Below are 25,254 nucleotides of genomic sequence, written 5' to 3'. Positions count from 1 at the left end.
TTATTTTCAGTCAAGATAGTAGTAATGGTTACAACTTTACAAAGAATTAGGAGAATACTGATGAAAAGGGTTGTACAAGCCCCAATCCACTTTTATCGGAAGTTTATTTCGCCGCTTAAACCACCAACATGTCGATTCTATCCAACTTGTTCGCAATATGCGTTGGAAGCGATTGAGGTTCATGGACCTATGAAAGGTTCCTGGTTATCAGTGAAACGCATTTGCAAATGCCATCCTTTTCACCCAGGTGGTGTGGACCACGTGCCTGCAAAGAGCGGAAATTAATATAGTGAATCTGTCGGCTTGACATGTGGCTGTTTTTTTCGATATATTGTGCTTAAGATGCTAAATATTGTTTATTTCGATGAACGGATAAGTACAATCAGATGCCTATGTACAGAGAGCCGGGACAGGTGAAAGCCGGTATAGGAGAATGTTTGGAATATGGTCCCGGAGAATAGGCCTTCGAGCTTCTCAGTAGAAGAGTGTATAGCAATTGCTTACACAAACTTTGCCAGAGAGTAAGCTGGTCTCGTGTCCCAGCGTTAATGGGCAAGTCGCAATAGACTTACTGAGCCCCGAGCTTGTGAAAGGCGGGGGAACCTGGGTGGTACCGCGTGAGTTCAACTCTCGTCCCAAGATGGATGAGGGTTTTTTGTGTTTTCTAATAACCGCTATTGGAGGAATGAATAATGTCCGAACAATCAAAAACATTTTACATTACCACACCGATCTATTATCCAAGTGATAAGCTGCATATTGGGCATGCGTATTCGACTGTTGCTGGAGATGCAATGGCGCGCTACAAAAGGCTACAAGGCTATGATGTTAGGTATTTAACTGGTACAGATGAACATGGTCAGAAAATTGAACGTAAGGCGCAAGAAAAAGGAACAACACCACAAGCATTTGTGGATAATATCGTTTCTGGGATTAAAGAACTTTGGGCGAAACTAGACATCTCCTATGATGATTTTATTCGTACAACTGAAGACCGACATAAGGATGCAGTTGCTAAGATTTTTCAACGTCTACTCGATCAAGGAGATATTTATTTAGGCGAGTATGAAGGTTGGTACTGTATTCCAGATGAATCTTTCTTTCTGGAGAGCAAATTAGTTGATGGGAAATGCCCTGATTGTGGTCGTCCTGTGGAGAAGATGAAGGAGCAAACATATTTCTTCCGGATGAGTAAGTATGCGGATAGACTAGTGCAATATTATGAAGAAAATCCTGATTTCATCCAACCGGAATCACGTAAGAATGAGATGTTGAACAACTTCATTAAACCAGGGTTAGAGGATTTGGCTGTTTCGAGAACGACTTTTGACTGGGGAATTAAAGTTCCTGGAGATCCGAAGCATGTCATTTATGTTTGGATTGATGCGCTTTCCAATTATATTACAGCCCTAGGTTATGGTTCTAACGATGAGACGATTTTCAAAAAATATTGGCCAGCAGATGTGCACTTAATGAGCAAGGAAATTGTGCGTTTCCATACGATTTATTGGCCGATTATGTTAATGGCGCTTGATTTGCCTCTGCCGAAAAAGGTATTTGCACACGGCTGGTTGCTTATGAAGGATGGCAAAATGTCCAAGTCCAAGGGGAATGTTGTTGACCCTGTAACACTTATCGATCGTTATGGTTTGGATGCTCTTCGTTATTACCTCATGCGTGAAGTGCCTTTTGGAGCAGACGGTACTTTCACACCTGAGAGTTTTGTTGAACGTGTAAATCATGATTTAGCTAATGATCTGGGGAATTTATTGAATCGTACGATTGTGATGATCGATAAATATTTTGCTGGTAAAATTCCTGCCTATATTCCAGGGGCTACTGAATTTGACGAAAGCCTACTGGAGACGGTTCGTACAACTGTTGCTAAGTATGAGGAATCGATGGAGAAAATGGAGTTCTCCATTGCGTTATCCGCGGTGTGGCAGTTGATTAGCCGCACGAACAAATATATCGACGAAACACAGCCGTGGTCGATGGTGAAGGACGAAGCCAAGCGCGATACGCTAGGCTCGGTCATGTATGTGCTGGCGGAATCTCAGCGCATCTCGTCTGTTCTTCTTCGTCCTTTCTTGACGAAGACACCGGAACTGATCTGGGCGCAGCTAGGACTTGCTGCGGAAGATCTGCCACGCTTGACTGCCTGGGAGAGCGTTCAGTCCTTTGGGCATCTCCCTACAGGCACCAAGGTGCAGAAAGGAGAGCCTATGTTCCCTAGACTCGACGTAGCGGCAGAAGTCGCCTACATCGTCGAGGCCATGGGTGGCGGTGCTTCGGAGAGCACCGAAGAACCAAATGCAGCAGTGCCAGCATCCGCTGCAAATGCTTCTGTGCCAACGCCGGAGCCCAAAGAAGAAATCGGGATCGACGATTTCGGCAAAGTGGAGATGCGCGTGGCCCAAGTGATTTCGGCGGAGCCTGTGAAAGGCGCCGACAAGCTTCTCAAGCTACAGCTCGACCTCGGCTATGAGCAGCGTCAGGTTGTTTCGGGCATCGCGAAGTTCTACACGCCCGATGATCTTGTTGGACGCAAAGTCATTTGCGTCACGAACTTGAAGCCCGCCAAGCTGCGCGGCGAGCTGTCTCAAGGTATGATTCTCGCTGCTTCACACGGCGATCAGCTCACACTGGCGACCGTTCCGGATTCGATGCCGAACGGTGCGATCGTGAAATAATAGCCATATGCACGAAGACTCTTTCCCAGATTTTCTGGGAAAGGGTCTTTTGCTTTTTGTGACTAAGTTGAGGGTATTTTTGATGATAAAGGGCAAGCTATAGGAAACTAACCACGGAGTGAATAAGATGCTTATACAACGTATAGGAAAAGGGATAACTTTAGCAATATTGATCATCACTTTAACAGCTTGTTCGTTATTCGGTGGAGGCCAGAAGAAAAAGGAAGAAGAAAAAAAACAAGCTGATGCTAAAAATGAAAGTGTGATTGATCAAGAACTGAAAAAGCAGTATCAGATGTATAATGAAGTGATCAAATATCAAAAAGAGCAGAATGCTAAACTCATTAAGGAATCGGAAGAGCGTTATAAAAAGTTGAAAGAAGAGTCAGACAAACCCATAAAAGGTAGCAGCGAGGAAAAACAAAAAGCCAAAGAAGCTAAGATTGGGAAAGAAGGCTCTAGCGATTCGGGTTCAGGTGATTCTGGGGATTCCGGAAGCTCGAGTGATTCAGGAGATTCAAGCGATTCTGGAGGTTCTGAAGAATAATCAACCTCGCATATGTAAAGTAAAACATAGGGAAATCATAGGTAAATTAGAAATGGCCATGCTGTGAACGATGCAGCTGGCTTTTTTGACTTTCCTCTCCAGATATATTGACTTCAATAAACCCACCTCGTATAATCAAAGCGTTAATAAAAAAAATTACGATTTAGAGTAGGTGTTTATTCAAATGACAAGACATGCAAAGCGTTATATCTACATAGCTTTATTGATAATAGTTGCTTGCTGCATTGCGGGCTGTAGCAGTTCGAAAGCAGGATTAGTAGAGGGGAAAGTGAATGTTGTAACTAGTTTTTATCCCTTGTATGATTTCACGAAACAAATTGGCGGCGATTATGTAAATGTAATAAATCTTGTCCCGGCTGGCGTGGAGCCACATGACTGGTCTCCAAAAAGCAGGGATATCAAAAATATGTCTGGGGCTCAAGTTTTCGTATATCAAGGCGCAGGCTTTGAAGGTTGGGTCAAAGATTTTCTAGGAAGTCTATCAAGTACATCTAAAGTACGTGTCGTAGAGGCAAGTCAAGGTGCTAAATTGATTACAACAGATGAAAATAAAAAAGAATTTGATCCACATGCCTGGTTAAGCCCGTTAAATGCACAAAAAATGGCTAATAATATTAAAACGGCTTTAATTGAAGCGGATCCAGTTCATAAGGATGCTTATGAGCAAAACTATCAGGCATACAACGCTAAATTAACAGAGTTAGACGCTAGATATAAAAAAGAACTCTCAACTACTACAAAAAAAGAAATTGCTGTATCTCATCATGCTTTTGCATATCTATGTAGAGACTACGGCTTGACTCAAATGTCCATCATGGGCTTATCACCGGATGCTGAGCCAACAGCGCAAGATCTCAAACAAATCAACTCTTTTATTAGAGATCATCAGCTCAAATATATTTTCTTTGAAGAACTTGTCTCGGATAAGCTGGCAAAGACGTTAGCCAAGGATGCAAAGGTGGACACCCTAGTGTTAAATCCGCTAGAGGGACTTACCGAAGAGCAGATTAAAGCAGGCGAAGATTATATTTCGATTATGGACAAAAACTTGAAAAACCTAGTCCTCGCGTTACAATAAGAAAGTAGGACAATTCTTAGTAAGTCAGGAGTAATCAGATGGAAACTAGTAATAGAATGTTATGCCATCAGAAAATCGTTTCAATCGATCAGATTTCATTTGCATATGAAAATAAGTCAGTGATTAACAATCTCCAGTTTGATGTGTTTGAGCGGGATTTTGTTGGTGTGATTGGTTCCAACGGCGCGGGCAAAACGACGCTTCTAAAAATGTTAGTTGGTTTATTGAAACCAACCAGTGGAGAAATCCGATTATTTGATCGTCCATTGAATCAATTCAAGGACTGGGAACGTATCGGTTATGTACCACAGAAGAATGCTTTCAATCCTTTATTCCCTGCGACAGTTAGGGAAGTTGTACTTTCTGGCATGTATACCAAGAAGAACGTATATCGCCGACTTTCCAAAGCTGATTTGCAAAAAGCGGAAGACGCGATGCTGGCGATGCGCATCGAAGATCTAGCCGATCGACGTATTGGTCAGCTCTCTGGAGGTCAGCAGCAACGAGCCTTCTTAGCTCGAGCGATTGTGAATAACCCGGAGCTGCTCATTCTAGATGAGCCTACGGTAGGGATTGATGCCGAAACACAGATCGGCTTCTTCCGAATGATCAAGCATATGCATCAGCATCATCATATGACCTTCATTATGGTCTCCCATGATATGGACATGATTCAGTCGTATCTGGGAACAGAACCGCAGCAAGTAAGCGGCGGTATCAAGTTTTATGTGAAGCATACCCATGATCCCGAAGATTGCCGTGAGACGAATCTAACCCATTCACTCGGCCAGATTCGAGAGATGATCGGAGTTCAGTAAGGAGCGGGCATTTTGGACATATTTACAGAGTACTTTTTTCAACGTGCATTAATAGGTGGATTATTGATCGGGCTAACTGCGCCATTAATGGGCGTTTTTCTTGTTCTAAGACGTCTATCTATGATAGGGGACACACTAGCGCATGTTTCGATTGCTGGCGTAGCACTTGGTTTCTTGATCAATGTGTACCCACTAGGTGTGGGACTTGTATTTGCCTTATTGGCGTCATTTGCAATAGAAAGACTGCGCAAGGCATATAAGACCTACGCTGAGCTCTCTATAGCCATTATCATGTCAGGCGGCGTTGCGTTAGCAACGTTACTTTTTACCCTAGGAAAAGGGTTTAATATGAATGTCATGAGCTATCTGTTCGGCAGCATTTATACGTTGGATTCCACGGATTTATGGGTGGTACTAGTGGTATGTGTACTAGTTATCGGTGTTATAGCTTTTCATTTCAAAGAATTTTTCTTGATGTTTTTTGACGAGGATGCAGCTAGTGTAAGTGGACTTCCTTTGAAATTTTATAATATGATGATTACGATGCTGACGGCACTTGTCATTTCAGTTGCTATCAAAATTGTAGGTGCCTTGTTGGTTTCCTCCTTGTTGACCATTCCCGTCGCATGCAGTCTTTTAATTGCTCGCAGTTTCAAACATTCCGTTTTCTTAGCGATTTTATTCTCAGAAATTGCAGTTATCGTTGGTCTTGTTGTTGCTGGGATTTGGGATCTGGCACCAGGAGGAACGGTTGTTCTGAGCCTTATCGCTATTTTAATAGGGATTATTTTAAAAAGAGGATTGAGGATATAAATCATGGATTCCGTTAATTTATGGATCGCCCTCTGGGCGGGTATAGCATCTTTCATTTCACCTTGTTGTTTACCTTTATATCCTTCGTTCTTATCCTACATAACAGGTATTTCGGTCAGTGAACTTAAGTCAGGGAGAACAACTGTACAAGTTAGACGTCAAACGATGCTTCACACATTAAGCTTTATCGTTGGCTTCTCCATCATTTTTTACGCTTTAGGTCTGACGGCAGGCTTTGTCGGCAGCTTCTTTATTGACTACCGCGACTTGCTTCGTCAAATCGCTGCACTTTTAATATTTGTAATGGGATTATTTTTACTCGGTATTTTTCAACCGCAATGGCTAATGAAAGAACGTAAACTGTCTATTAAATTTCGGCCAGCCGGATATGTTGGCTCTGTCTTTGTTGGTATGGGTTTTGCAGCGGGTTGGTCACCCTGTGTTGGGCCAATACTTTCAGCCATTCTTGCTTTAGCGGCAACAGAACCGGGCACTTGGTTCCAACTAACCACTTCATACTCGCTTGGATTCGCGATTCCTTTTTTTGTGCTTTCCTTTTTCATTGGTTCAACTAAATGGATTCTACGCTATTCCAACCTACTTATGAAAATTGGCGGAGGCTTAATGATTATAATCGCCATTCTTCTTTATACAGGTAAAATGACGCAAATCACCCTTTGGTTGAACTCCATTACACCTGATTTCTTGAAATTCTAAGAATTCATGTAAAATATTCAATCTTCGCTTGAGGGAATTTCTCAAAAATTTGTTCTGTGATAAATTCTCTCAACGCGGTAGCTTGTTCATCTTTGTACACGTATTTACCTTTCCCATATTTGCCCCATTTGTATTTTCTCTTTTCTTCATCCATTTCCAACTTCGTTTTGGGATAGCGCTTCTCAATTATATTCTTGGCTGTTTTCGTGAAACGATGCTGAATCATTTCGAAAGTAAGATCATGAGTGGCTTCAGCAGGCAAGGTGTTATAGAGCTTTTCAATTAGCGTCGCATAGCCTTCCTCCCAACCTTCATGCCAAATAATAGGTGCAATGATGAAACCAAGCGGATAGCCAGCCTTGGCAACTTTGCCTGCCGCTTCAATGCGCTCATGAAATCGAGATGTTCCAGGCTCGAAGTTTTTGATTACATAATCCGCATTCACGCTGAAGCGAAAACGAGTATGCTTGTTATGTTTGGCATCTAATAATGGCTCTACGTGATGGTACTTGGTGACAAATCGTAGGCGGCCGTGCTCTTGTTCACCCATAAACTCGATTAACTGTTTAAGCGAGCCTGAGATATGCTCAAGCCCTACAGGATCTGATGTACAAGCGGCTTCGAAACGGGTGATTTCAGGTTCACGCTCCGCGATATAGCCCTTGGCTGCCCCGAGAATATCGTCTATATTGACATAGACACGAATATACGGCTTCGCACCCATCGTTGTTTGCAAATAGCAATAATGACAATGTCCCATGCAGCCTGTTGCGATCGGTATCGCGTATTCGGCGGATGGCTTGGATGTCTCGAATTTTAACGTTTTTCGTATACCTACAACTAAGGTTCTCTTGGCAATTCGGTATTTATCTAATTCGCTTTCCCCGGGCAAATCGCGGATTTGATTATGTGAGGTCGTCATATGAATCTCTAGGCCTTCTTGTTCAGCCCATTTATAAATTTGCTTACCTTTGGAATAATTCAGGGCATCTGGTTCAAAATAAACAAGCTCTGGCACGAAAATCGTCGTACTAGGTTGCGTCCTTGTAAGTAACTCAGTAGACATGTGGGCCTCCTTTACAAATCGGAATGATAATCTATTATTTTAGTGTGCCAAAGTGAAGAGCTTTGAAATCATGGGAGATTTGACCGCATCTAGGTAGATGGATTATGATAGGAAAGCAGTATTTGGAAAGAAATTCGTACAGCAGGGGGAAATATAGCAATGGCTACGCCAAGTATGGAAGATTATTTGGAGAGAATATACAAGCTTATCGATGAGAAAGGTTACGCTCGTGTTTCCGACATTGCTGAAGGGCTTGAAGTGCACCCCTCCTCCGTAACTAAAATGATTCAAAAATTAGATAAAGATAATTATTTAATCTATGAAAAATATCGCGGTCTCATCCTAACGCCTAAAGGGAAGAAGATGGGCAAACGTTTGATGGATCGTCATGAGCTATTGGAAAATTTTCTTACGACAATTGGTGTCCATGAGGACAATATATATAAGGATGTCGAAGGCATAGAACATCATTTAAGCTGGGATTCGATTACGTGTATCGAAACATTATTAGAATACTTTCGAAGAGATCCAAGTCGTGCAGATGAACTTATGAATGTTCGTAAAGAGTTAGAGGCAGAGAATTAGGCAGAGACCGTTTACGGTTCCCTGTCTTTTTTTGTGGGAATAGAAACAAACTGCTCTCGCATACATACCTAAGAAGCCCTACGAAATAGAGCTATAGGAGGATGCAGGGTATGAAGATTAATGGCGTGTTTGAAGGTGGGGGCGTCAAAGGGATAGCCTTGGCGGGGGCTGTGAGCGCAGCCATAGAACAAGGATATACCTTCCATAATGTCGCAGGTACAAGCTCTGGTGCGATTGTGGCTGCTTTGTTGGCAGCGGGCTATTCAGGGGAAGAAATGAGGGAGTTGATCCTTAGAGCGCCTTTTAAGTCGTTTATGCAACGTTCTCCTATTTTCAACACGAAGATCATAGGTCCCGCGGCACGTTTGTTACTCAAAAAAGGGCTATATTCAGGCGAAGCCTTAGAACATTGGATCAATCAACAGCTCGCCGCGAGAGGTGTTCGCACGTTTGCTGATCTGGGGCCGAACCAGCTCCGTATTATTGCTTCTGATATTACACAGGGCAAGCTATTGGTTCTGCCTAATGATATAGCGCAATACGGCATTGAGCCTGGCAAGCTTTCGGTTGCCAAAGCGGTGAGAATGAGCACGAGCATTCCATACTTCTTCGATCCAGTTAGAATCCGGCGGAATATAAAAAGCTCCGAGAAGGCTAAGCCTTTCTCAGAGCAGTTTAATTATATCGTGGACGGTGGTTTGTTAAGCAACTTCCCGCTTTGGGTGTTCGACAATGAAATGCCGCGTGCTAAACTCATTCCTGTTATTGGTTTTCAACTCGTTGGAAAGAGTGATACGCCAACACATACGATCCGAGGACCTATTACGATGTTAGAAGCGCTCTTTAGCACCATGCTTAGTGCACATGATGAACGCTACATAGAACAGAAGAATCGCTTCCGAACCGTTAAAATCCCAACGTTAGGTGTTGGGAATACACAATTCACCATCTCTAAGGAATTAAGCATGTCACTGTACGAGTCAGGCTTCTTGGCGGCCAAAGCGTATTTCAAAAGTTGGTCTGCCAGTACCTATGAAGAAAATTATGAGAAATATGTGATGCGACCTCCGCATAACTCTTTGACTTAGTGGTATTTCGGGAAATCATCCTTATCGGAATCTTTCGTCCCGTTGATGACGCGGAATTTCGCGTTCTTCGTTTTACCTTTTTCAGCTCCACGAGGGATGGAAGGTTTCTTCCAACGGGATGGTGGGAATTTATACAGTAGAAATATGACACCAAGCACAAAAATAGGAATGAGAAAAAATCTAAAATTAGCGATCAAGCCTATTGCAATCAAAACGCCTATGGCAATTTCAATCGGAGAAAACTTTCTTCTCATGCCCGTCCCTCCATAATTCGTTTTTCCGCTTCTAGCATACGGTTAAAAGATGCAATGGACACCTCGACTTGACTGTCTTCAGGTTCTTTGGTTGTCAGTAATTGAAGCCAAAGACCAGGATACCCTAAATAACGAAGTACAGGTACTTCACGAAGGGAATTCGTAAAACGTAATACCTCATAAGAAACACCGATAACTAATGGTAACAAAATGAGACGCTGCACAATACGCTCGACCATGCCGTCGTAGTGAAGGAATGAATAGATAACAACACCAATTAAAACGGTAAATACGATAAAGCTGCTTCCACAACGGTAATGAAGGGTGTTGAATTTTTGTACATTGCTAACCGTTAATTCCATACCTGCTTCATAAGCGCTGATGACTTTATGCTCTGCGCCATGATATTGAAACAATCTCCGAATCATAGGTGTAAGAGAGATGAAGTAAATATATCCCACCAGCAAAATGATTTTAATTACACCTTCTATAAGATTATGAAGAATCTGATTGCTAAATACATTTTGAAACAAAAACTGTTCAATAATAGCTGGAACTAACGTAAAAATGAATTTACCAAATAAAAATGAAAGGACACCGACAAAAGCAACTCCTAGAACCATGGAGATGCCAGAGAACATGCCTGCTTTCTCTTCTTTCTTCGGCATGTCAGCTTCACCTTCTTGTTCGGCGAATGACTCGGCGGAGAAATTTAGATGCTGTGCACCTTTGGCGCTCGACTCGATAATTCCTACAATTCCTCGTACAAAAGGAATTTTCTTAAGTGCTTGAACCCACGGAATCACTTTCTTAGGTACTTCCAAAAAATCAAGGGAACCGTCTTTTTTGCGCACAGCAGTTACATGCACATTTCTTCCTGCGAACATGACGCCCTCGATGACGGCTTGTCCTCCGTATATACTGTTTTGTTCTGCCACAAGATTCACCTTCTCATCTTTCTCGAATTCAGTTACTCACTTTCTCATTGTAACGGATTCAGGTGTTGAATGCTACCGATTGCGACAGAACATACTATGATTGCCAAGGAAAAGACAAGCCTTATCGGTAGAGAAAGGAAGATCGAAGATGACAAGTGCGCATACCGCGAAGAAAAAACAAACGAATCGTTGGGTATTTGTACTATATATCGGTTTTTTTGCGGGGTTACTATGGGGTGCCCTCAAAATCGTCGAGAATTACTTTAAGTTCACAACCATAGGAATTGGTTTTCTTGTTGAACCTTTTTTCAAGCATGATTTTTTTAATACATGGATGGGATTATTCTTGGGGTGGATCGCGTTTGCTCTATTCTCGATATTGGCCGCTTTCATCTACATGGTCACCATGTGGAAACTGCGCAGTCCTTTTTGGGGGATAGGCTATGGTGCCTTATGGTGGGCGATTATTTATCTCATCGTAGGGCCGATTACGGGAATGGTGTATTGGATCACGGAGTTGGAGCTAAATACAATCATCAGTGATATTTGTTTATTTCTCGTATGGGGGATGTTTATTGGGTATTCCATTGCCATTGAATATACAAGCGCTAGAACAACAGAGGCTATACCCAAGACATGAAAGTTATGGTAAAATATCAAAGGCTAATTAGCCGTAAGAAGCTAGTTGCCTATGACGATTGTCGTGGGAGGATTTCGAATTGAAAAGGGTTCTAGTTTTGAATGGTCCGAATTTGAATATGCTTGGCATACGTGAACCTGGTGTATATGGAACTGTCACACTTTCTTCCATCATTGAAGGTTTGCAGCAGCTTGGAACTGAGCTTTCGCTCGAATTGGAGAGCTTCCAATCTAACCATGAAGGCGAGATCATTGATAAAATTCACGCTGCCTACGGTACTAAGGATGGCATACTTATGAATCCTGGTGCCTTCACGCATTACAGCTATGCGATTCGTGATGCGCTATCTACGGTCCAATTGCCAACGGTAGAGGTTCATATTTCGAATATTCATAAACGTGAAGAATTTCGTCATCATTCGGTCATTGCACCCGTTGTAATTGGTCAGATTTGCGGATTTGGCGCAGATAGCTATGCGCTTGGTTTACGAGCATTACTACCCCATCTGTAAGCATTAGGCTTACGAAGCTAGTTTTGCTAAAGCAAAACTTTAAGAAGGAATGGTGATTTGGATGCAGGAGAAACGTATTGAACGTCTTCGCGAGGCTATGCAACAGCAGGAATTACCGGCACTACTCATCACGAACGCATATAACCGTACATATGTATCTGGTTTCACTGGTTCATCTGGCTATGTACTTATTACGTTAGACCGTGCCATCTTATTAACAGATTTCCGTTATATGACACAAGCGCCGCAACAAGCTAAATTGTTTGAAGTGGTAGAACATAAAGCAAAGGCGATTGAGTCCGTAAGAGAGCTCTTGCAGCAGCAAGGGATCACGAAGCTTGGCTTCGAGCAAAGCGACGTGTCTTATGGTGATTTCCTCAACTATCAACAGGGACTTCCGGACATCGAATTCGTGCCAACTTCACGTCTTGTTGAATTAATTCGAATGGTGAAAGATGATGCTGAACTCCAAGTGATGCAGGAAGCGGCTGATTTGGCTGATCTGACCTTCTCACACATCCTTAATTTCATTAAACCAGGTGTCAAAGAATTAGATATTGCACTGGAAATTGAAGTGTTTATTCGTAAAAACGGAGGCACCTCGACATCCTTCGAGACGATTGTAGCGTCTGGTGAGCGTTCAGCGTTACCACACGGTAAAGCAAGTGATCGTATTCTCCAATTAAACGAATTTGTCAAATTGGATTTTGGAGCGTATTATAAAGGTTATTGCTCTGACATCACAAGAACGGTTATGCTAGGAAAGCCGACAGATAAACATAAAGAAATTTATGATATTGTGTTGGAAGCACAGTTGAATTGTTTGGCAAACCTGAAGCCCGGTATTACTGGCAGAGAAGGCGATGCGTTCGCACGTGATGTCATCGTGAAGCGGGGCTATGGCGATTATTTCGGTCACGGGACCGGACATGGGCTGGGGATGGAAGTACACGAATCTCCGCGTGTGTCGAAAACCGAAGATATGATTTTAACTCCTGGTATGGTTGTTACTGTTGAGCCTGGTATTTATCTCCCTGATTTTGGCGGAGTTCGAATTGAGGATGACGTAGTAATTACTGAGACCGGCATTAAAATACTTACACATTCTACCAAAGATTTTCTTATCATTGACTAGCGGAGGGATTTACAAGTGATATCAGTAAACGATTTTAAAACAGGTCTGACAATTGAAGTTGAACATGATATTTTTACAGTTCTAGATTTCCAACACGTTAAACCAGGTAAAGGTGCTGCATTCGTGCGCTCCAAACTCAAAAACCTACGCAACGGTAACACTGTTGAGCGTACATTCCGTGCAGGTGAGAACGTTGGACGTGCTCACATCGAAAACCGTGAAATGCAGTACCTGTACGCAGCTGGCGACGAGTACACGTTCATGGATACGGAAACTTACGATCAGATTTCGCTTGCCCACGAACAATTGAAATGGGAATTGAACTTCTTGAAAGAAAACATGAACATCAAAATCATGAGCTACCAAGGGGAAATCCTAGGGATTAACCTTCCGAAGAGCGTTGATTTGAAAGTTATCGAAACCGATGCAAGTGTTAAAGGAAACACAGCACAAGGTGCATTGAAAAATGCGAAAGTGGAAACAGGCCTTAACGTGATGGTTCCACTTTTCATCAACGAAGGCGATGTCCTTTCCGTTGATACAGATGACGGCAAATACCTTTCACGCGCAAGCAACTAAAAAGCAAAGCCTTTCTGACTCTACGGAGTCCGAAAGGCTTTTTTTCTTTTCTTACCACAGTCCGTCAATTGTATGCTATAATATTGAATTGTTATGCACTAGTATGCGTTAGGAGTGGGTCAGCTTTGTCTCTTATAGTGATGAAATTTGGCGGTAGCTCTGTCGGTGATGCGGAGCGAATGAAACGAGTTGCAAAAAGAATCGTGGAGCGTAAACAAGCTGGACACAGCTGTGTTGTTGTCGTTTCAGCGATGGGTGATACAACGGATGATTTAATCGACTTGTCCAAGCAAATTTACGATGGAGCCCCACCGGCTCGTGAAATGGATATGTTGTTGACGACGGGCGAGCAAGTTTCCGTAGCGCTTTTATCGATGGCCATACATAATCTTGGTGAACAAGCGGTTTCGTACACTGGGTGGCAAAGTGGCATTTATACAGAGCCAGTTCACGGGAAAGCGAGAATTACGGATATTCAACCTCATCGTGTCCTGAATGCGATTGAACAAGGGAATGTTGTCATCGTAGCTGGTTTCCAAGGGATGACTGAAGCAGGTGAAATTACTACGTTGGGCCGCGGCGGCTCCGATACTACAGCAGTAGCACTTGCTGCAGCGATCAAAGCGGATCTTTGTGAAATTTATACCGATGTTGATGGCATTTATTCAACGGATCCTCGGATTGTGAAAGTAGCTAGAAAGCTTGCTGAAATTTCCTATGATGAAATGTTGGAGCTTGCTAACCTTGGAGCTGCAGTTCTTCATCCTCGCGCAGTCGAGTATGCGAAAAATTACAACGTGACCCTCGTGGTGCGTTCAAGCTTTAATTACAATGAAGGCACCAATGTGAAGGAGGAAGCAGTGATGGAGCAAGGAATCGTCGTTCGTGGCATCGCATATGACAAAAATGTAGCAAGAATTAGTATTCTGGGTGTTCCTGAGAAACCAGGTCAGCTTGCTAAAGTTTTCCTAGCACTTGCTGAGGTGCAAATTGACGTGGACATTATCGTTCAAAGCGGTGTGATTAACGGATCTGCGGATTTCTCTTTCACAACGACATTGGCGGATCGTGAGAAAGCGCTAGATGTTATTGAACAAATTCGTGCTGAAGTTGGTTTCCGTGAAGTGACGTCCGAAGTTGATCTTGTTAAAGTTTCGATCGTTGGTGCCGGTATGGTTAGCTCACCAGGAGTTGCAGCTACGATGTTCAAAGTTATTTCTGATCTTGGCATTACCATCTCATTGGTAAGTACATCAGAGATTAAAATGTCTTGTGTCATTGACAATACGAACTTAACAGATGTGATTCGTGCTCTTCACACAGCATACGGCTTAGACACAGCAGAGCAAGCCTTCGTTGGTGGTCCAGAAGATCGCAGATAATTTGGAAAACTAATGGAGTTTGTCCGCAATGAAATAAGCAATCTTCAATAGAAATGCCGTTATTCCAGCAGCCATTAATGGTCCTACCGGAATGCCGCGCATAAATAAAATGCCAAATATAGAACCAAGGACAAGACCCACAATTAATTGTGGGTCTACTTTTAGTAACTCCAAACCTTTTCCATTCATATAGGTGGCTATCGCTCCGCCCACGAGGGCAATGATGCCAGGCCATGTTGTGAAGACGGAGAGGATATCTTTCATCGAAATACGGTCACTTGCAAATGGAATCAATACACCGATTGTCAGGAAAAGCAAGCCGAGCTCGAGACCTCTACGTTCCATGGTAGGGAAATAGCGATCGAGACCAATTAACTTAATGGCCAGTAAAAGACAAGCCGCGGTTGTAATGATCGGAGAACGGCCTATGAGTCCAATAATAATTAGAATAACTAAGAGCATATCACCATTCATATACATAACCCCTTGTCCTCATCGTCGTCATTTAAGTTTATGAGAGGGGCTTGTATTTAGAACGAAGGGTGGGGGACTAGCGCCCAAAAGGAACCATCTGATCGTGTTCCAGAACGGGAACGCATTCCGTTATATTCGTCTTGGCACAAAGTTCGACATCCGCGAGGAAACCGGACTTTTTCATTTTTTTACCGTTGCTGCAAGCGAGTATGGTCTCGAATAAGTGATTCTTAGCTTCGAGATAGCAACCTCGCATTGCTAGACCGAAGTCATTCGTTATCATGTGCTGCTCGCCAAGTAGAATCGCGATTTCATTCAGGATGAGGCCGGCACAGAGGCCGTCCTCTAATGAGAATACATCTTGCGTACCTGCACAAACGATCACTGTGTCCCGTTTAAGGTCGATTGCTGCCGCAGCAGTGGCTTTGCCGTTAATAATGGCTCCCGCAAGCACACGATCGGCTTTTATCGCTTTCTGTATCCCTCTTGTGCCATTAGTAGTCGTCAAGATGATGCGTTTGCCTTGAACGACTTCGCGTGTGTACTCAAGTGGTGAATTACCAAAATCAAAGCCAGGAATTTTTTTGCAATAGCGCTCCCCACCAAGCAAATCGCCATCTCTCGCCAGTTCCTTCGCTTTTATAACCGTATCAACAGGGACTACACCCTTGCTGCCATTCATCAAAGCGGTGATGATTGTGCTGGTTGCACGTAAAACATCAACGACAATGACGGTTTTATGGAGAAACTCGTCACTTCTTGCTTCGCCGATGTTGGCGATCACCTCGATATGCATGTGCTAATCCTTTCTGGTACCTAAGGACAACGTGTCTGACCGGAGTCCTCTCCTCAAAGCTTCTAATGCAATAACTTCATCTGGGGAAATATTGCCTAAGTGAATATCGGGACCGAGGGAGTTGATCAGGTGCACTTGTTGGCTTTTTTGAGGTGCTTCCCATAAGAGCTTATGACCTGAAATGGAAGCAAGCACGCTATGCAATTCCTCATCTTTGCATTTCCCTTCCCCATCGAAAATGCCAACACCCATGCCAGACTCACGCGCTTCAATCGTGACAAGGGAAGCACCTAATTCAGAATCGATTAAGACTGTATCAATTAATTCTGTTAACTCTATGGAGGATCCCCATCCTTTTTTTCCATACTCCGTCACGACTTCTAACCCTTCATCTAACCCTCTGGTAATTAACTTATTCCGTTGTCTACGATCCATTTGAATGGTGCCGTCGGATATTTCAACGCCATTAAAGCCGAGTGCAAGTATCATGTCAAAAAATGAATCTACCGCATTCTGGGTTACAGCCACTTCCAGAAAAGTACCTCCTGGATAAATGAGAATGTTATTCTCTTTAGCTAGGTTTATTTTGCTCCGCAGCACGGATTGCGGATAAAGCGGTGAAGTGCCGAATCCGAGTTTGATCATATCCACATGGCTGCTAGAGGTTTGGAGCAAATCCTGAAAGGCAAGCATGCCAAGCCCCTTATCCATCACCATTGTTTTCCCCATCGTTCTTGGTTTCAGCTGCCTTTTTCCTGTAGGGTCGGCTAGAACGGGGTTCCATTTTAATTGAGAGGTCACTTCCATCGGTATTTCTCCTCACTGTCCTTCGAAGGATCAATTATGTGTACAGCATATGCATGAGTACAAATGGAGGTGCCCAGCATGCCTAAAATGAGACGAGCTCGCATAAGGTAGGGAAAAGCGTATGCTTCCGAAGCTAGTTTTGTCGCTGCACTATTCCGCTTCGCTTGCATGTGCTACAGAACTTTTAGGAGGTGTTATAGTTCATGAACAAGATTGTACTTACGATGGCTTCCTTGCGGCTGATGTCAGGGAGCATCGAAATTATTGCTGCTATTCTTATGCTCAGACTAGCGACGATCGAGAAGGCGCTGTTGGTGAATTCAGCTCTAGCACTAGTAGGTCCTCTAGTACTATTAACTACGACAACGATTGGATTAGTAGGCGTAGCTGACAAACTATCATATGGAAAGATGTTGTGGATCATAGCAGGAGTCAGTTGTTTGTTTATTGGGATTATTAAAAAGTAATCGGTCATATTTCTTTCTAGTAAGCATAGAAATGAATATAGAAGACTGGACAACTTGGAGGGATGTCTCCCAATGCTAGCGAGTATTTCACATTTGTTGCCGCAGAACATCCGATTCATGCTGAGCGAGCTTCCACCGAACGTACAAGCTAGTGTGGAGGAGATCAGGGTGAGAGAGTCACGTCCTCTTGAAATTAGCTGGGCGGACCGATATGCCTTCATTAGTGAGCGTGGGCAAATGATCACCCAGGAAGCTTTGGCATATAAACCGTCCAGGCAAGATTGTCTGACACTACTTGAGATCCTAACGAATCATTCGTTGTACACGTTTGAGGAAGAACTGCGCAGAGGCTACATCACCGTTTCAGGTGGTCATCGAGTTGGACTGGCTGGTCGTACGATTCTCGACCAAGGTCAAGTGAAGCAAATACGCGATGTGAGTTCCTTTAACATTCGGATCGCGCGCGAAATTCAAGGTGTGGGTCAGGAGATTTTACCGTATCTGGTAGATCAGAGCATGGGGAACATTCATCATACCCTGATCATCTCACCGCCGCAGCAAGGGAAGACCACCTTAATTCGTGATTTGGCCAGACTGATTAGCCGAGGCGAATGGGGGGCTAGGCATAGCTCACTATCAGGCAAAAAAGTAGGTATCGTAGATGAACGTTCCGAATTGGCTGCTTGTGTCAAAGGCGTACCGAAATTCGACTTAGGTCCTCGCACAGATGTGTTAGATGGTTGTCCGAAGGCTGAAGGGATGATGATGATGATTCGTTCCTTATCACCTGAGGTGCTCATCGTGGATGAGATTGGACGAGTTGAGGATGCGTTTGCGATTCATGAAGCGGTTCACACCGGGATTCGTGTTCTAGCGACAGCACATGGAGCAAGCTACGAAGATGTCCATAGACGACCAGTTCTTAGGGAGTTGATGGAGTCAGGTGTGTTTACGAAATATGTGATCCTGCAGCGAAGAAAAGGTGCTTCAGCTTCCTTTCGGATCTTGGATCATCAAGGTAAGGCAATGGGAGATGGATGACGAACGCAAAGGACGATGAAGATGCTGAAATTCGTTGGAGGAGTACTGATTTTCGGAGCAGCGTCAATGTATGGGTTTATGCAAGCTGCTCACTATGTAAGACGACCCAAGCAAATTCGTATACTTATTGGCGCGCTTGGCCGAATGGAGACGGAAATTTCCTACGCGCTCACGCCGCTTCCTGAAGCTTTCGCTTCATTAAGCAAGCAAGTTGCTGATCCACTTTCGACTTTATTTCGTTTAATGTCAGAACGTTTGCTCGGCAGCAATGGTGAATCGACTAAGGATCTATGGCAAATGACAGTGAAAGAAGTCTGGTCAAGAACCTCTATGCGGCAAGCAGAGCAAGAAGTGATTCTTGGGCTCGGTCCGGTGCTGGGGCTCTCAGATCGAAGTGACCAAATCAAACACTTGCGACTTGCGATGAGCCAACTTCAATCGGAAGAGACGGATGCAAGGGATGAGCAGCAACGCTACGAGAAAATGTGGAAAAGCCTAGGTGTCCTCATCGGAGCGTTAGTCGTAATTTTAATGTATTAGTGGGGATCATTTATCCCTGGATGACAAGTTCCTTGAAGGCGGAGTGAGGTGCCAGGAATGAATGTAGATGTGAACGCCATTTTCCAAATCGCCGGCATCGGAATCATCATCGCGATGATCCATTCGGTGCTGAAGCAGATGGGTAAAGAGGATATGGCACACTGGGTCACGGTCATAGGCTTCGTGGTCGTGCTTTTTATGGTCGTTAGTATGCTGGATAACTTATTCAAAGAAATTAAAACTATTTTCCTATTCCAATGAGGTGGTCTGATGGAAATCATCCAAATCGTAGGTTTAGGACTCATCGTCACGATCTTGACGCTCATCATCAAGGAACAGAAGCCGATGTTCGCCTTTCTATTAGCTGCTTTTACGGGCATAGTCATATTCTTGTTCTTAATAGGCAAAATTTCTTCGGTTATCCAAGTCCTTGAGGACTTAGCAGTGAAGTCGAACGTAAACCTCGTTTTCCTCAAAACGATTCTGAAAATTATAGGTGTTGCCTACATCGCCGAGTTTGGCGCTCAGATCGTTAGAGATGCCGGCCAAGATTCCATAGCTTCCAAAATCGAGCTGTCAGGTAAGGTACTCATTATGGTTATGGCCATTCCAATTATAACAGTCATTATCGAAACCGTGGTTAAACTGCTCCCTGCTTAGAAGATTCACCTAAGGAGTGACACGCATGCACCTACTTTATTCGCACCAGAAGCTGAACAACCGGTGGATCTTACTATTTATTATAACGATGGGTCTTTGGCTCGGCTTGTCGGGTTCCTTAACGGCCGAATCGCCTACAGATATTATCATCCAAGAACAAGCGAACCGCTTGAATACGGAGCCAGTCGAGCAATATTGGGATAAGCTGATGAAGGAATATGGCGGGTATTTCCCGGAGAGCAAACCTCCAACCTTCATGGAACTTCTTCTTGGGACTAAGGGTATTAGTATGAAAAGTATCTTTAAAGGACTACTGAGCTATGTATTTCATGAGATTATCATCAATGGCAAGTTACTAGCTTCCATCGTTGTATTGACCGTCTTTAGCATGATTCTGGAGACGCTGCAAAGCTCTTTTGAACGAAATACGGTTAGCAAGCTAGGTTATACGATCACGTATATGGTATTGATCATCATTGCCATCAATAGCTTCAGCGTTGCGATCGGGTACGCCAAGACAGCCATTTCGTCTATGATTCAATTCATGTTCGCGATCATGCCTTTGTTACTAACTTTATTAGCGTCCATGGGTAATGTTACTTCCGTGGCCATCCTTCATCCTCTGATCGTGTTCATGATTCACTCGGTGGGAACGGCGATATATGTGTTTGTTTTCCCGCTCTTGTTTTTCTCGGCTGTGCTGCACATCGTTAGCTCACTCAGCGACAAGTTTAAGGTTACCCAGTTAGCAAATCTACTGCGCACCGTAAGTTTAAGTATGCTGGGCGTGTTCGTAACGGTTTTCCTTGGTGTCATCTCTATTCAAGGGACTGCAGGTGCGGTTAGAGATGGTGTAGCGATTCGAACAGCAAAGTACATTACTGGGAATTTCGTGCCTGTTGTAGGGCGGTTGTTCTCGGACGCAACGGAAACGGTGATAGGGGCATCTCTCCTTGTCAAAAATGCCATAGGACTTGTTGGTGTTGTCATCCTCGTTCTCTTGTGCGCGTTTCCAGCGATTAAAATCTTAACGCTAGCTTTTATCTACAACTTATCCGCAGCGCTGATGCAGCCCTTAGGCGATAGCCCGATTATTGCTTGTCTGCAAACGATTGGTAAGAGCTTAATTTACGTTTTTGCAGCGTTAGCGGCAGTAAGCTTAATGTTTTTTCTTGCCCTGACCATCATGATCACAATTAGCAATGTCTCCGTCATGATGAGGTGAAAGGAGCTAGGCGATGGATTGGTTAGCAGGATGGCTGAAAACCGTCATTATGGTCATTATGCTCGCGACGTTTGTTGATCTTCTGCTCCCAAGCAATACGATGCAGCGGTATGTGAAGACGGTTTTGAGTCTATTTATTCTACTGACGCTACTCACCCCTGTGCTTCAGCTGTTCCAGAAGGACTGGGATATGGATCAGCTTCTCAGCCAAGCGGAGAAGGAGCAGAATGAGAAAACGATGCTTGCAGGTGGTTTTGGCGGCAATCAAACAACACAAATGAAGTCATTGGCAGCCATCACGAAGGATGCCAATAAGATTCAAGATGCAGAACAGAAGAAAACACAGGAATTAGTACAAACGCAATTAGCCGCATTGATTAAAGAGGACTTGCAGAAACAAACGGAATGGCCAGTACAGGAGGTACAAGTTCATGTAGAAGTAGACAATAATGGGAAACCCAGCATTACCAATGTGAAGGTGACCCTTGATGATATAGAAACGAAGAAACAAACGACAACGAAGAGTAATAGTATTGCAGCGATGGAGCCTGTCAAGCCTGTAGATCCCATCAAAATTGGGTCTACCGCGATAGCACAAGATCGTCAGACTTCTGCTCAAGGCGACTTGCATTCAACCCTTAAAGCGCTGCCTAGCGAGCAAGAAAAGGATCGACTCAAGCAAGATATTTCACGGAATTGGTTAGTGGATCCTGCCAAAATCGAGATCGAAACTATACAAAGCAAAGGATGGATGGCGAGGTGAATCGATGGGAACATTGCTGCAATGGATGGAGCACAAATTCGGCGGCGGACCAGGTGGACCCAAGCGTAAAAATACGTTGCTTTGGGTCATCATGGTTGGGCTTTTAGGAGCTGCGCTAATGATCATCAACGCATTTATAAATGTAAAAGATCTGGATCCCATCAACACAGGCAGAGCGTCTCCCCCAGCGGAAAGTAAGGAAACCTTTGCAGGAAGCGCGTCTAAGGAAAACGCAAGCTTTCATGACTATGAACAAGCTTATGGTGACCAACTGAAGGGCATCCTGCAACAAATTGTCGGTGTTGGCGAAGTGGAAGTGCTCGTTACTATCGAATCTACGGAAGAAATGACCGTTGACAAAAATTATAACGATAATCAGACCATGACGACAGAACGCGACAATGGTGGCGCAACACGCAACATATCCCAGGTAACGCGAAGTGGTGAAGTCGTTATTTATCAAGTATCAGGTGACCAGAAGCCGCTTGTGCTCAAATACATTAAACCCAAAATTAGAGGTGTCATTGTTGTTGCAAAAGGTGCAGAAAATCTTACGGTGAAGAAAATGATCATGGAAGCCGTTGAGCGAGGAATGGATGTTCAAGCGAGTAAAATTTCGATTTTACCGCGCAAAACAGGGAATTAATTCAGCAAATTATCTAACTATTCTAAGGAGGAATAAACAATGAATGCAAAAAGACAAACAATTTGGCTCGTATCGATGCTTAGCTTGATGGTGGTACTCTCCGCGTATTATCTCTTTACTGAGGACGTCAATAAGTTGGATCTCGCATCGTCTGATGCCATCACGCAATCGCAAGAAGTGAAGATTGATATGGCACAAGTGGACCCAGTTACTGGCGCAAAAACGGATGTAAAAGCAACATCTGGAACAGGAACACAATCCGACACCAAAGCAACAACGCCGCAAACTTCTACAAAAACAGACGCTAAAGCGACGACGACACAAGATAGCTCCAAAACTACGACAAAAGATGCAAGCAAACCAACAACGAATAAAACAGATGATCAAGTGTTGAAACAGGTAGAAGAACAAGCCAAAACGACGTCTGCTAACGACTATTTCACAAATGAGCAAGTGAAACAAAACAACTACTTCAGCAAAGTTTCCACGGATCTGATGACAATCATTTTGGATACTAAGAAAACACCTGAAGCGGTAGCAAAAGCAACAAACGATTTGTCTGCCTTGTCAGATTTGCAAGATAAAATTGAAAATCTTCAAGATCTTTTGATTCAAGATTTCCCGCAAGCGGTCATCAATCAAGATGGGAATAAGTGGAAAGTAACGGTTCAAGCCGATAAATTGGAAAAAAGCCAAGGTGTTTCCATCGTCGACATGGTTGTCAAAGAACTGGGAGCTATGCCAGAAAATATCAAGATCCAATACGTACGTCCGTAGGGATTCTAGTGAAGTTTTTGCTTCACAAATGGGAAGTGGAAAGGGTCCGGATAAACTGGACTCTTTCCATTTCGTGCGTTTATGGGTATAATACATACGTTGCGGCTATGAAAACGCATTTTTTAAGGGTTCACCAACGTCTAAAGGAGTGACTTGAATGTTTAAATTGAGTGAAATCAAAGAGTTAATTAAACTCGTCGATCAATCCTCTTTACAAGAACTTGAAATTGAAAATGAAGGTGCACGCCTTTCTATTCGTAAACCGAATAAAGCGGAGCCTCTGTATGTATCCGCTCCAGTTCAACACACATACGCACCGATTGGTCAACCAAACTACACAAATACAGCGCCAGCAGCTGCTCTTGAAGTGCCAGTAACTGCTAACGGACAAGCCAAGCAAGAGGATTCATCTTTACATAAGATCGTATCTCCGATGGTAGGGACATTCTATCAATCCGCTTCGCCAGGATCAGCGCCATTCGTAAGCGTTGGCTCTAAAGTAACGGACAAGAGTGTTGTTTGTATTGTGGAAGCTATGAAATTAATGAATGAAATAGAAGCCGAAGTGAAAGGCGAGATCGTTGAAATTCTCGTTGAGAACGGACAGCTAGTCGAGTACGGACAACCTTTATTCTTGGTTAGACCGGAATAGTTGCGTTTGCAAGCTTATGCTGACAGCGCAAGCTTTTCGCAGGAAGAGCTCTTAGGAGGGCAAATCATGAAATTTAATAAAATACTTATTGCGAACCGCGGAGAAATTGCAGTTCGTATTATCCGAGCATGCCGTGAACTTGGCATCTATACGGTTGCTGTGTACTCGGAAGCAGATCGAGAAGCACTGCACGTTCGTTTGGCAGATGAGGCTTATTGTATCGGGCCAACAGCTTCCAAAGACAGCTATTTGAACTTCACTAACTTGATGAGTGTTGCAACGTTAACGGAATGCGATGCGATTCATCCTGGATACGGGTTTCTTGCTGAAAATGCAGACTTCGCAGAAATTTGCGAGAGCTGCAATATCACTTTCATTGGTCCTTCGCCAGACGCGATCTCCCGAATGGGGGATAAAGCGGTTGCCAAGCAAACGATGAAAGAAGCAAGAGTTCCAATTATTCCCGGTTCTGATGGGTTGGTTGAGGATATTGATGATGCTGTGGTTATTGCACGTGATATCGGATATCCGATTATAATTAAAGCGACAGCAGGCGGCGGCGGTAAAGGAATCCGTATTGCAGAGAACGAGGAAACACTTGTTCAACAAATTACGGCAGCTCAACAAGAAGCGCAGAATGCCTTCGGTAATGCAGGGATCTACTTGGAGAAGTATTTAACTGGCATGAAGCATGTTGAGATTCAAATCCTTGCTGATAAACACGGCAATGTCGTTCACTTAGGCGAACGTGATTGCTCTGTACAGCGTCGTAGACAAAAACTTGTTGAAGAAGCACCTTGTCCGATCCTTACGGAGGAAACGCGTAAAGCAATGGGGCAGGCGGCAGTGCGCGCAGCGAAAGCCGTGAATTATTCCGGAGCGGGAACCTTGGAATTCTTGTTAGGTCCAGATGGTAATTTTTACTTTATGGAAATGAATACACGAATCCAAGTTGAACATCCTGTTACCGAAATGATAACGGGGATCGATATTATTCAAGAAATGATTCGCGTTGCTGAAGGGAATCCGTTGTCCTTCAGACAAGAGGATGTTCGCATCAATGGATGGGCGATCGAGTGCCGCGTGAATGCGGAAGATCCGAATCGGAACTTCATGCCATCTCCAGGGCAAGTGAAATTTTATTTGCCGCCAGGTGGATTTGGTGTTCGCGTGGATAGTGCCGTTTATCCTGGTTATACGATCCCACCACACTATGATTCCATGATCGCGAAGCTAATCGTCTGGGGAAGTACGCGTGAAGAAGCTATTAACCGTATGAAAAGAGCGCTCAATGAGTTCGCGGTGGACGGTGTAAACACGACGATTCCTTTTCATTTGAAGCTGCTTGAGCACAAGAAATTTATCAGTGGCGATCACGATATTAAGTTCTTAGAAGAGCACGATGTGAACGATCCAGAATCGTAGATAATCATTTGTCATATTTTTACCGAAATGTTATACTAATAAATTAAGATGGCTTATCCCATTTATATTTTAGGCTTATGATGCAAGATTGTTACAATCACAATTTTAAGATTTAC

The 25,254-nt window shown here is 43.6% G+C and carries 31 protein-coding genes; 25 read left to right on the top strand and 6 right to left on the bottom strand.

Annotated elements, in window-relative coordinates; translation table 11 throughout:
* Positions 1 to 60: 60 nt before the first annotated feature.
* From yidD to ASL11_RS13415, 7 genes are all read left to right on the top strand, one after another.
* Complete coding sequence (yidD, locus tag ASL11_RS35825; RefSeq protein ID WP_216626085.1) at positions 61 to 285, top strand: membrane protein insertion efficiency factor YidD; 225 nt, start codon at positions 61 to 63, stop codon at positions 283 to 285.
* 407 nt (positions 286 to 692) lie between these two features.
* Positions 693 to 2,693, top strand: coding sequence for a methionine--tRNA ligase (gene metG, locus ASL11_RS13440; protein WP_056614769.1), 2,001 nt, complete (start codon positions 693 to 695; stop codon positions 2,691 to 2,693).
* Between the two features lie 127 nt (positions 2,694 to 2,820).
* Positions 2,821 to 3,240 carry a hypothetical protein gene (locus ASL11_RS13435; RefSeq protein WP_056614766.1) on the top strand — a complete coding sequence of 140 codons (420 nt, stop codon included), beginning with the start codon at positions 2,821 to 2,823 and terminating at the stop codon, positions 3,238 to 3,240.
* Positions 3,241 to 3,424: 184 nt separating this feature from the next.
* Positions 3,425 to 4,339: a metal ABC transporter substrate-binding protein gene (locus ASL11_RS13430; protein WP_056614763.1), complete on the top strand. Its 915-nt coding sequence runs from the start codon at positions 3,425 to 3,427 to the stop codon at positions 4,337 to 4,339.
* A 38-nt stretch (positions 4,340 to 4,377) separates the two neighbouring features.
* The gene (locus tag ASL11_RS13425; RefSeq protein WP_056614760.1) at positions 4,378 to 5,157 is read left to right on the top strand and encodes a metal ABC transporter ATP-binding protein; all 780 of its coding nucleotides are present in this window, start codon (positions 4,378 to 4,380) and stop codon (positions 5,155 to 5,157) included.
* A gap of 12 nt (positions 5,158 to 5,169) precedes the next feature.
* Positions 5,170 to 5,970: a metal ABC transporter permease gene (locus ASL11_RS13420; protein ID WP_056614758.1), complete on the top strand. Its 801-nt coding sequence runs from the start codon at positions 5,170 to 5,172 to the stop codon at positions 5,968 to 5,970.
* 3 nt (positions 5,971 to 5,973) lie between these two features.
* Positions 5,974 to 6,687, top strand: coding sequence for a cytochrome c biogenesis CcdA family protein (locus ASL11_RS13415; RefSeq protein WP_056614755.1), 714 nt, complete (start codon positions 5,974 to 5,976; stop codon positions 6,685 to 6,687).
* Positions 6,688 to 6,691: 4 nt separating this feature from the next.
* Here ASL11_RS13415 and splB read toward each other — a convergent pair whose 3' ends face one another.
* On the bottom strand, positions 6,692 to 7,753 hold the full coding sequence (gene splB / locus ASL11_RS13410; protein WP_056614753.1) for a spore photoproduct lyase: 1,062 nt from the start codon (positions 7,751 to 7,753) through the stop codon (positions 6,692 to 6,694).
* Between the two features lie 159 nt (positions 7,754 to 7,912).
* On the opposite strand from splB, the gene mntR reads away from it, so the two are divergent.
* Together mntR and ASL11_RS13400 are read left to right on the top strand one after the other, a co-directional pair.
* The gene (gene mntR, locus ASL11_RS13405) at positions 7,913 to 8,338 is read left to right on the top strand and encodes a transcriptional regulator MntR (protein ID WP_056614749.1); all 426 of its coding nucleotides are present in this window, start codon (positions 7,913 to 7,915) and stop codon (positions 8,336 to 8,338) included.
* 110 nt (positions 8,339 to 8,448) lie between these two features.
* The gene (locus tag ASL11_RS13400; RefSeq protein ID WP_056614746.1) at positions 8,449 to 9,426 is read left to right on the top strand and encodes a patatin-like phospholipase family protein; all 978 of its coding nucleotides are present in this window, start codon (positions 8,449 to 8,451) and stop codon (positions 9,424 to 9,426) included.
* Here the strand turns inward: ASL11_RS13400 and ASL11_RS13395 are convergent.
* On the bottom strand, positions 9,423 to 9,680 hold the full coding sequence (locus ASL11_RS13395; RefSeq protein ID WP_056614744.1) for a hypothetical protein: 258 nt from the start codon (positions 9,678 to 9,680) through the stop codon (positions 9,423 to 9,425). The two genes, ASL11_RS13400 and ASL11_RS13395, sit on opposite strands and share 4 nt — an antisense overlap.
* Positions 9,677 to 10,567: a DUF1385 domain-containing protein gene (locus ASL11_RS13390; RefSeq protein WP_056616997.1), complete on the bottom strand. Its 891-nt coding sequence runs from the start codon at positions 10,565 to 10,567 to the stop codon at positions 9,677 to 9,679. The genes ASL11_RS13395 and ASL11_RS13390 overlap by 4 nt, the downstream gene beginning before the upstream one ends.
* Positions 10,568 to 10,766: 199 nt before the next feature.
* Between ASL11_RS13390 and ASL11_RS13385 the strand changes: the two genes are divergently transcribed.
* From ASL11_RS13385 to ASL11_RS13365, 5 genes are all read left to right on the top strand, one after another.
* Positions 10,767 to 11,258: a YqhR family membrane protein gene (locus ASL11_RS13385; RefSeq protein ID WP_056614741.1), complete on the top strand. Its 492-nt coding sequence runs from the start codon at positions 10,767 to 10,769 to the stop codon at positions 11,256 to 11,258.
* Between the two features lie 79 nt (positions 11,259 to 11,337).
* The gene (gene aroQ / locus ASL11_RS13380) at positions 11,338 to 11,769 is read left to right on the top strand and encodes a type II 3-dehydroquinate dehydratase (RefSeq protein WP_056614738.1); all 432 of its coding nucleotides are present in this window, start codon (positions 11,338 to 11,340) and stop codon (positions 11,767 to 11,769) included.
* Positions 11,770 to 11,830: 61 nt separating this feature from the next.
* Positions 11,831 to 12,904 (top strand): M24 family metallopeptidase, encoded by a 1,074-nt coding sequence (locus tag ASL11_RS13375; protein ID WP_056616995.1) that lies wholly within the window; start codon positions 11,831 to 11,833, stop codon positions 12,902 to 12,904.
* Between the two features lie 15 nt (positions 12,905 to 12,919).
* Positions 12,920 to 13,483 (top strand): elongation factor P, encoded by a 564-nt coding sequence (gene efp / locus ASL11_RS13370; protein WP_056614735.1) that lies wholly within the window; start codon positions 12,920 to 12,922, stop codon positions 13,481 to 13,483.
* A gap of 125 nt (positions 13,484 to 13,608) precedes the next feature.
* Positions 13,609 to 14,865, top strand: a complete 1,257-nt coding sequence (locus ASL11_RS13365) for an aspartate kinase (RefSeq protein WP_056614731.1) — start codon at positions 13,609 to 13,611, stop codon at positions 14,863 to 14,865.
* 9 nt (positions 14,866 to 14,874) lie between these two features.
* On the opposite strand, the gene ASL11_RS13360 is transcribed toward ASL11_RS13365, so the two are convergent.
* From ASL11_RS13360 to ASL11_RS13350, 3 genes are all read right to left on the bottom strand, one after another.
* Complete coding sequence (locus ASL11_RS13360; protein ID WP_056616992.1) at positions 14,875 to 15,339, bottom strand: DUF441 domain-containing protein; 465 nt, start codon at positions 15,337 to 15,339, stop codon at positions 14,875 to 14,877.
* Between the two features lie 76 nt (positions 15,340 to 15,415).
* Positions 15,416 to 16,135, bottom strand: coding sequence for a 2-phosphosulfolactate phosphatase (locus tag ASL11_RS13355; protein WP_056614727.1), 720 nt, complete (start codon positions 16,133 to 16,135; stop codon positions 15,416 to 15,418).
* A gap of 3 nt (positions 16,136 to 16,138) precedes the next feature.
* A complete protein-coding gene (locus ASL11_RS13350) occupies positions 16,139 to 16,942 on the bottom strand; it encodes a phosphosulfolactate synthase (protein WP_056614724.1) in 804 nt (267 codons plus the stop codon).
* Between the two features lie 203 nt (positions 16,943 to 17,145).
* Between ASL11_RS13350 and ASL11_RS13345 the strand changes: the two genes are divergently transcribed.
* From ASL11_RS13345 to accC, 11 genes are all read left to right on the top strand, one after another.
* Positions 17,146 to 17,409, top strand: a complete 264-nt coding sequence (locus ASL11_RS13345; RefSeq protein WP_056614722.1) for a YqhV family protein — start codon at positions 17,146 to 17,148, stop codon at positions 17,407 to 17,409.
* Between the two features lie 72 nt (positions 17,410 to 17,481).
* Entirely contained in the window at positions 17,482 to 18,450 is a 969-nt protein-coding gene (gene spoIIIAA / locus ASL11_RS13340) for a stage III sporulation protein AA (RefSeq protein WP_056614720.1), read from the top strand.
* 21 nt (positions 18,451 to 18,471) lie between these two features.
* Positions 18,472 to 18,990, top strand: a complete 519-nt coding sequence (spoIIIAB, locus tag ASL11_RS13335; RefSeq protein WP_056616988.1) for a stage III sporulation protein SpoIIIAB — start codon at positions 18,472 to 18,474, stop codon at positions 18,988 to 18,990.
* 57 nt (positions 18,991 to 19,047) lie between these two features.
* Positions 19,048 to 19,251 (top strand): stage III sporulation protein AC, encoded by a 204-nt coding sequence (spoIIIAC, locus tag ASL11_RS13330; protein ID WP_056614718.1) that lies wholly within the window; start codon positions 19,048 to 19,050, stop codon positions 19,249 to 19,251.
* 9 nt (positions 19,252 to 19,260) lie between these two features.
* Positions 19,261 to 19,650 carry a stage III sporulation protein AD gene (gene spoIIIAD / locus ASL11_RS13325; RefSeq protein ID WP_056614713.1) on the top strand — a complete coding sequence of 130 codons (390 nt, stop codon included), beginning with the start codon at positions 19,261 to 19,263 and terminating at the stop codon, positions 19,648 to 19,650.
* 25 nt (positions 19,651 to 19,675) lie between these two features.
* Positions 19,676 to 20,875, top strand: a complete 1,200-nt coding sequence (spoIIIAE, locus tag ASL11_RS13320; RefSeq protein WP_056614710.1) for a stage III sporulation protein AE — start codon at positions 19,676 to 19,678, stop codon at positions 20,873 to 20,875.
* 13 nt (positions 20,876 to 20,888) lie between these two features.
* Positions 20,889 to 21,638: a stage III sporulation protein AF gene (spoIIIAF, locus tag ASL11_RS13315; protein ID WP_056614707.1), complete on the top strand. Its 750-nt coding sequence runs from the start codon at positions 20,889 to 20,891 to the stop codon at positions 21,636 to 21,638.
* Positions 21,639 to 21,642: 4 nt separating this feature from the next.
* Entirely contained in the window at positions 21,643 to 22,284 is a 642-nt protein-coding gene (gene spoIIIAG, locus ASL11_RS13310) for a stage III sporulation protein AG (RefSeq protein ID WP_056614704.1), read from the top strand.
* 39 nt (positions 22,285 to 22,323) lie between these two features.
* Positions 22,324 to 23,061 carry a SpoIIIAH-like family protein gene (locus ASL11_RS13305; RefSeq protein WP_056614700.1) on the top strand — a complete coding sequence of 246 codons (738 nt, stop codon included), beginning with the start codon at positions 22,324 to 22,326 and terminating at the stop codon, positions 23,059 to 23,061.
* Between the two features lie 157 nt (positions 23,062 to 23,218).
* Positions 23,219 to 23,713: an acetyl-CoA carboxylase biotin carboxyl carrier protein gene (gene accB, locus ASL11_RS13300; protein WP_056614696.1), complete on the top strand. Its 495-nt coding sequence runs from the start codon at positions 23,219 to 23,221 to the stop codon at positions 23,711 to 23,713.
* Between the two features lie 66 nt (positions 23,714 to 23,779).
* Complete coding sequence (gene accC, locus ASL11_RS13295) at positions 23,780 to 25,138, top strand: acetyl-CoA carboxylase biotin carboxylase subunit (RefSeq protein WP_056614692.1); 1,359 nt, start codon at positions 23,780 to 23,782, stop codon at positions 25,136 to 25,138.
* The last annotated feature ends 116 nt before the right edge of the window (positions 25,139 to 25,254 follow it).

The sequence above is a fragment of the Paenibacillus sp. Soil750 genome (assembly GCF_001428045.1).
Taxonomy (GTDB): domain Bacteria; phylum Bacillota; class Bacilli; order Paenibacillales; family NBRC-103111; genus Paenibacillus_E; species Paenibacillus_E allorhizoplanae.
Note: the sequence above shows the minus strand (reverse complement) of the source record. Positions and strands in the feature narration are given on the sequence as shown.

Bases quoted from the DNA above. Each gene is read 5' to 3' on its own strand.
- yidD (WP_216626085.1), top strand. From the start codon at position 61: ATGAAAAGGGTTGTACAAGCCCCAATCCACTTTTATCGGAAGTTTATT.
- metG (WP_056614769.1), top strand. From the start codon at position 693: ATGTCCGAACAATCAAAAACATTTTACATTACCACACCGATCTATTAT.
- ASL11_RS13435 (WP_056614766.1), top strand. From the start codon at position 2,821: ATGCTTATACAACGTATAGGAAAAGGGATAACTTTAGCAATATTGATC.
- ASL11_RS13430 (WP_056614763.1), top strand. From the start codon at position 3,425: ATGACAAGACATGCAAAGCGTTATATCTACATAGCTTTATTGATAATA.
- ASL11_RS13425 (WP_056614760.1), top strand. From the start codon at position 4,378: ATGGAAACTAGTAATAGAATGTTATGCCATCAGAAAATCGTTTCAATC.
- ASL11_RS13415 (WP_056614755.1), top strand. From the start codon at position 5,974: ATGGATTCCGTTAATTTATGGATCGCCCTCTGGGCGGGTATAGCATCT.
- splB (WP_056614753.1), bottom strand. From the start codon at position 7,753: ATGTCTACTGAGTTACTTACAAGGACGCAACCTAGTACGACGATTTTC.
- mntR (WP_056614749.1), top strand. From the start codon at position 7,913: ATGGCTACGCCAAGTATGGAAGATTATTTGGAGAGAATATACAAGCTT.
- ASL11_RS13400 (WP_056614746.1), top strand. From the start codon at position 8,449: ATGAAGATTAATGGCGTGTTTGAAGGTGGGGGCGTCAAAGGGATAGCC.
- ASL11_RS13395 (WP_056614744.1), bottom strand. From the start codon at position 9,680: ATGAGAAGAAAGTTTTCTCCGATTGAAATTGCCATAGGCGTTTTGATT.
- ASL11_RS13390 (WP_056616997.1), bottom strand. From the start codon at position 10,567: ATGTTCGCAGGAAGAAATGTGCATGTAACTGCTGTGCGCAAAAAAGAC.
- ASL11_RS13385 (WP_056614741.1), top strand. From the start codon at position 10,767: ATGACAAGTGCGCATACCGCGAAGAAAAAACAAACGAATCGTTGGGTA.
- ASL11_RS13375 (WP_056616995.1), top strand. From the start codon at position 11,831: ATGCAGGAGAAACGTATTGAACGTCTTCGCGAGGCTATGCAACAGCAG.
- ASL11_RS13360 (WP_056616992.1), bottom strand. From the start codon at position 15,339: ATGAATGGTGATATGCTCTTAGTTATTCTAATTATTATTGGACTCATA.
- ASL11_RS13355 (WP_056614727.1), bottom strand. From the start codon at position 16,135: ATGCATATCGAGGTGATCGCCAACATCGGCGAAGCAAGAAGTGACGAG.
- ASL11_RS13350 (WP_056614724.1), bottom strand. From the start codon at position 16,942: ATGGAAGTGACCTCTCAATTAAAATGGAACCCCGTTCTAGCCGACCCT.
- ASL11_RS13345 (WP_056614722.1), top strand. From the start codon at position 17,146: ATGAACAAGATTGTACTTACGATGGCTTCCTTGCGGCTGATGTCAGGG.
- spoIIIAA (WP_056614720.1), top strand. From the start codon at position 17,482: ATGCTAGCGAGTATTTCACATTTGTTGCCGCAGAACATCCGATTCATG.
- spoIIIAB (WP_056616988.1), top strand. From the start codon at position 18,472: ATGCTGAAATTCGTTGGAGGAGTACTGATTTTCGGAGCAGCGTCAATG.
- spoIIIAC (WP_056614718.1), top strand. From the start codon at position 19,048: ATGAATGTAGATGTGAACGCCATTTTCCAAATCGCCGGCATCGGAATC.
- spoIIIAD (WP_056614713.1), top strand. From the start codon at position 19,261: ATGGAAATCATCCAAATCGTAGGTTTAGGACTCATCGTCACGATCTTG.
- spoIIIAE (WP_056614710.1), top strand. From the start codon at position 19,676: ATGCACCTACTTTATTCGCACCAGAAGCTGAACAACCGGTGGATCTTA.
- spoIIIAF (WP_056614707.1), top strand. From the start codon at position 20,889: ATGGATTGGTTAGCAGGATGGCTGAAAACCGTCATTATGGTCATTATG.
- spoIIIAG (WP_056614704.1), top strand. From the start codon at position 21,643: ATGGGAACATTGCTGCAATGGATGGAGCACAAATTCGGCGGCGGACCA.
- ASL11_RS13305 (WP_056614700.1), top strand. From the start codon at position 22,324: ATGAATGCAAAAAGACAAACAATTTGGCTCGTATCGATGCTTAGCTTG.
- accB (WP_056614696.1), top strand. From the start codon at position 23,219: ATGTTTAAATTGAGTGAAATCAAAGAGTTAATTAAACTCGTCGATCAA.
- accC (WP_056614692.1), top strand. From the start codon at position 23,780: ATGAAATTTAATAAAATACTTATTGCGAACCGCGGAGAAATTGCAGTT.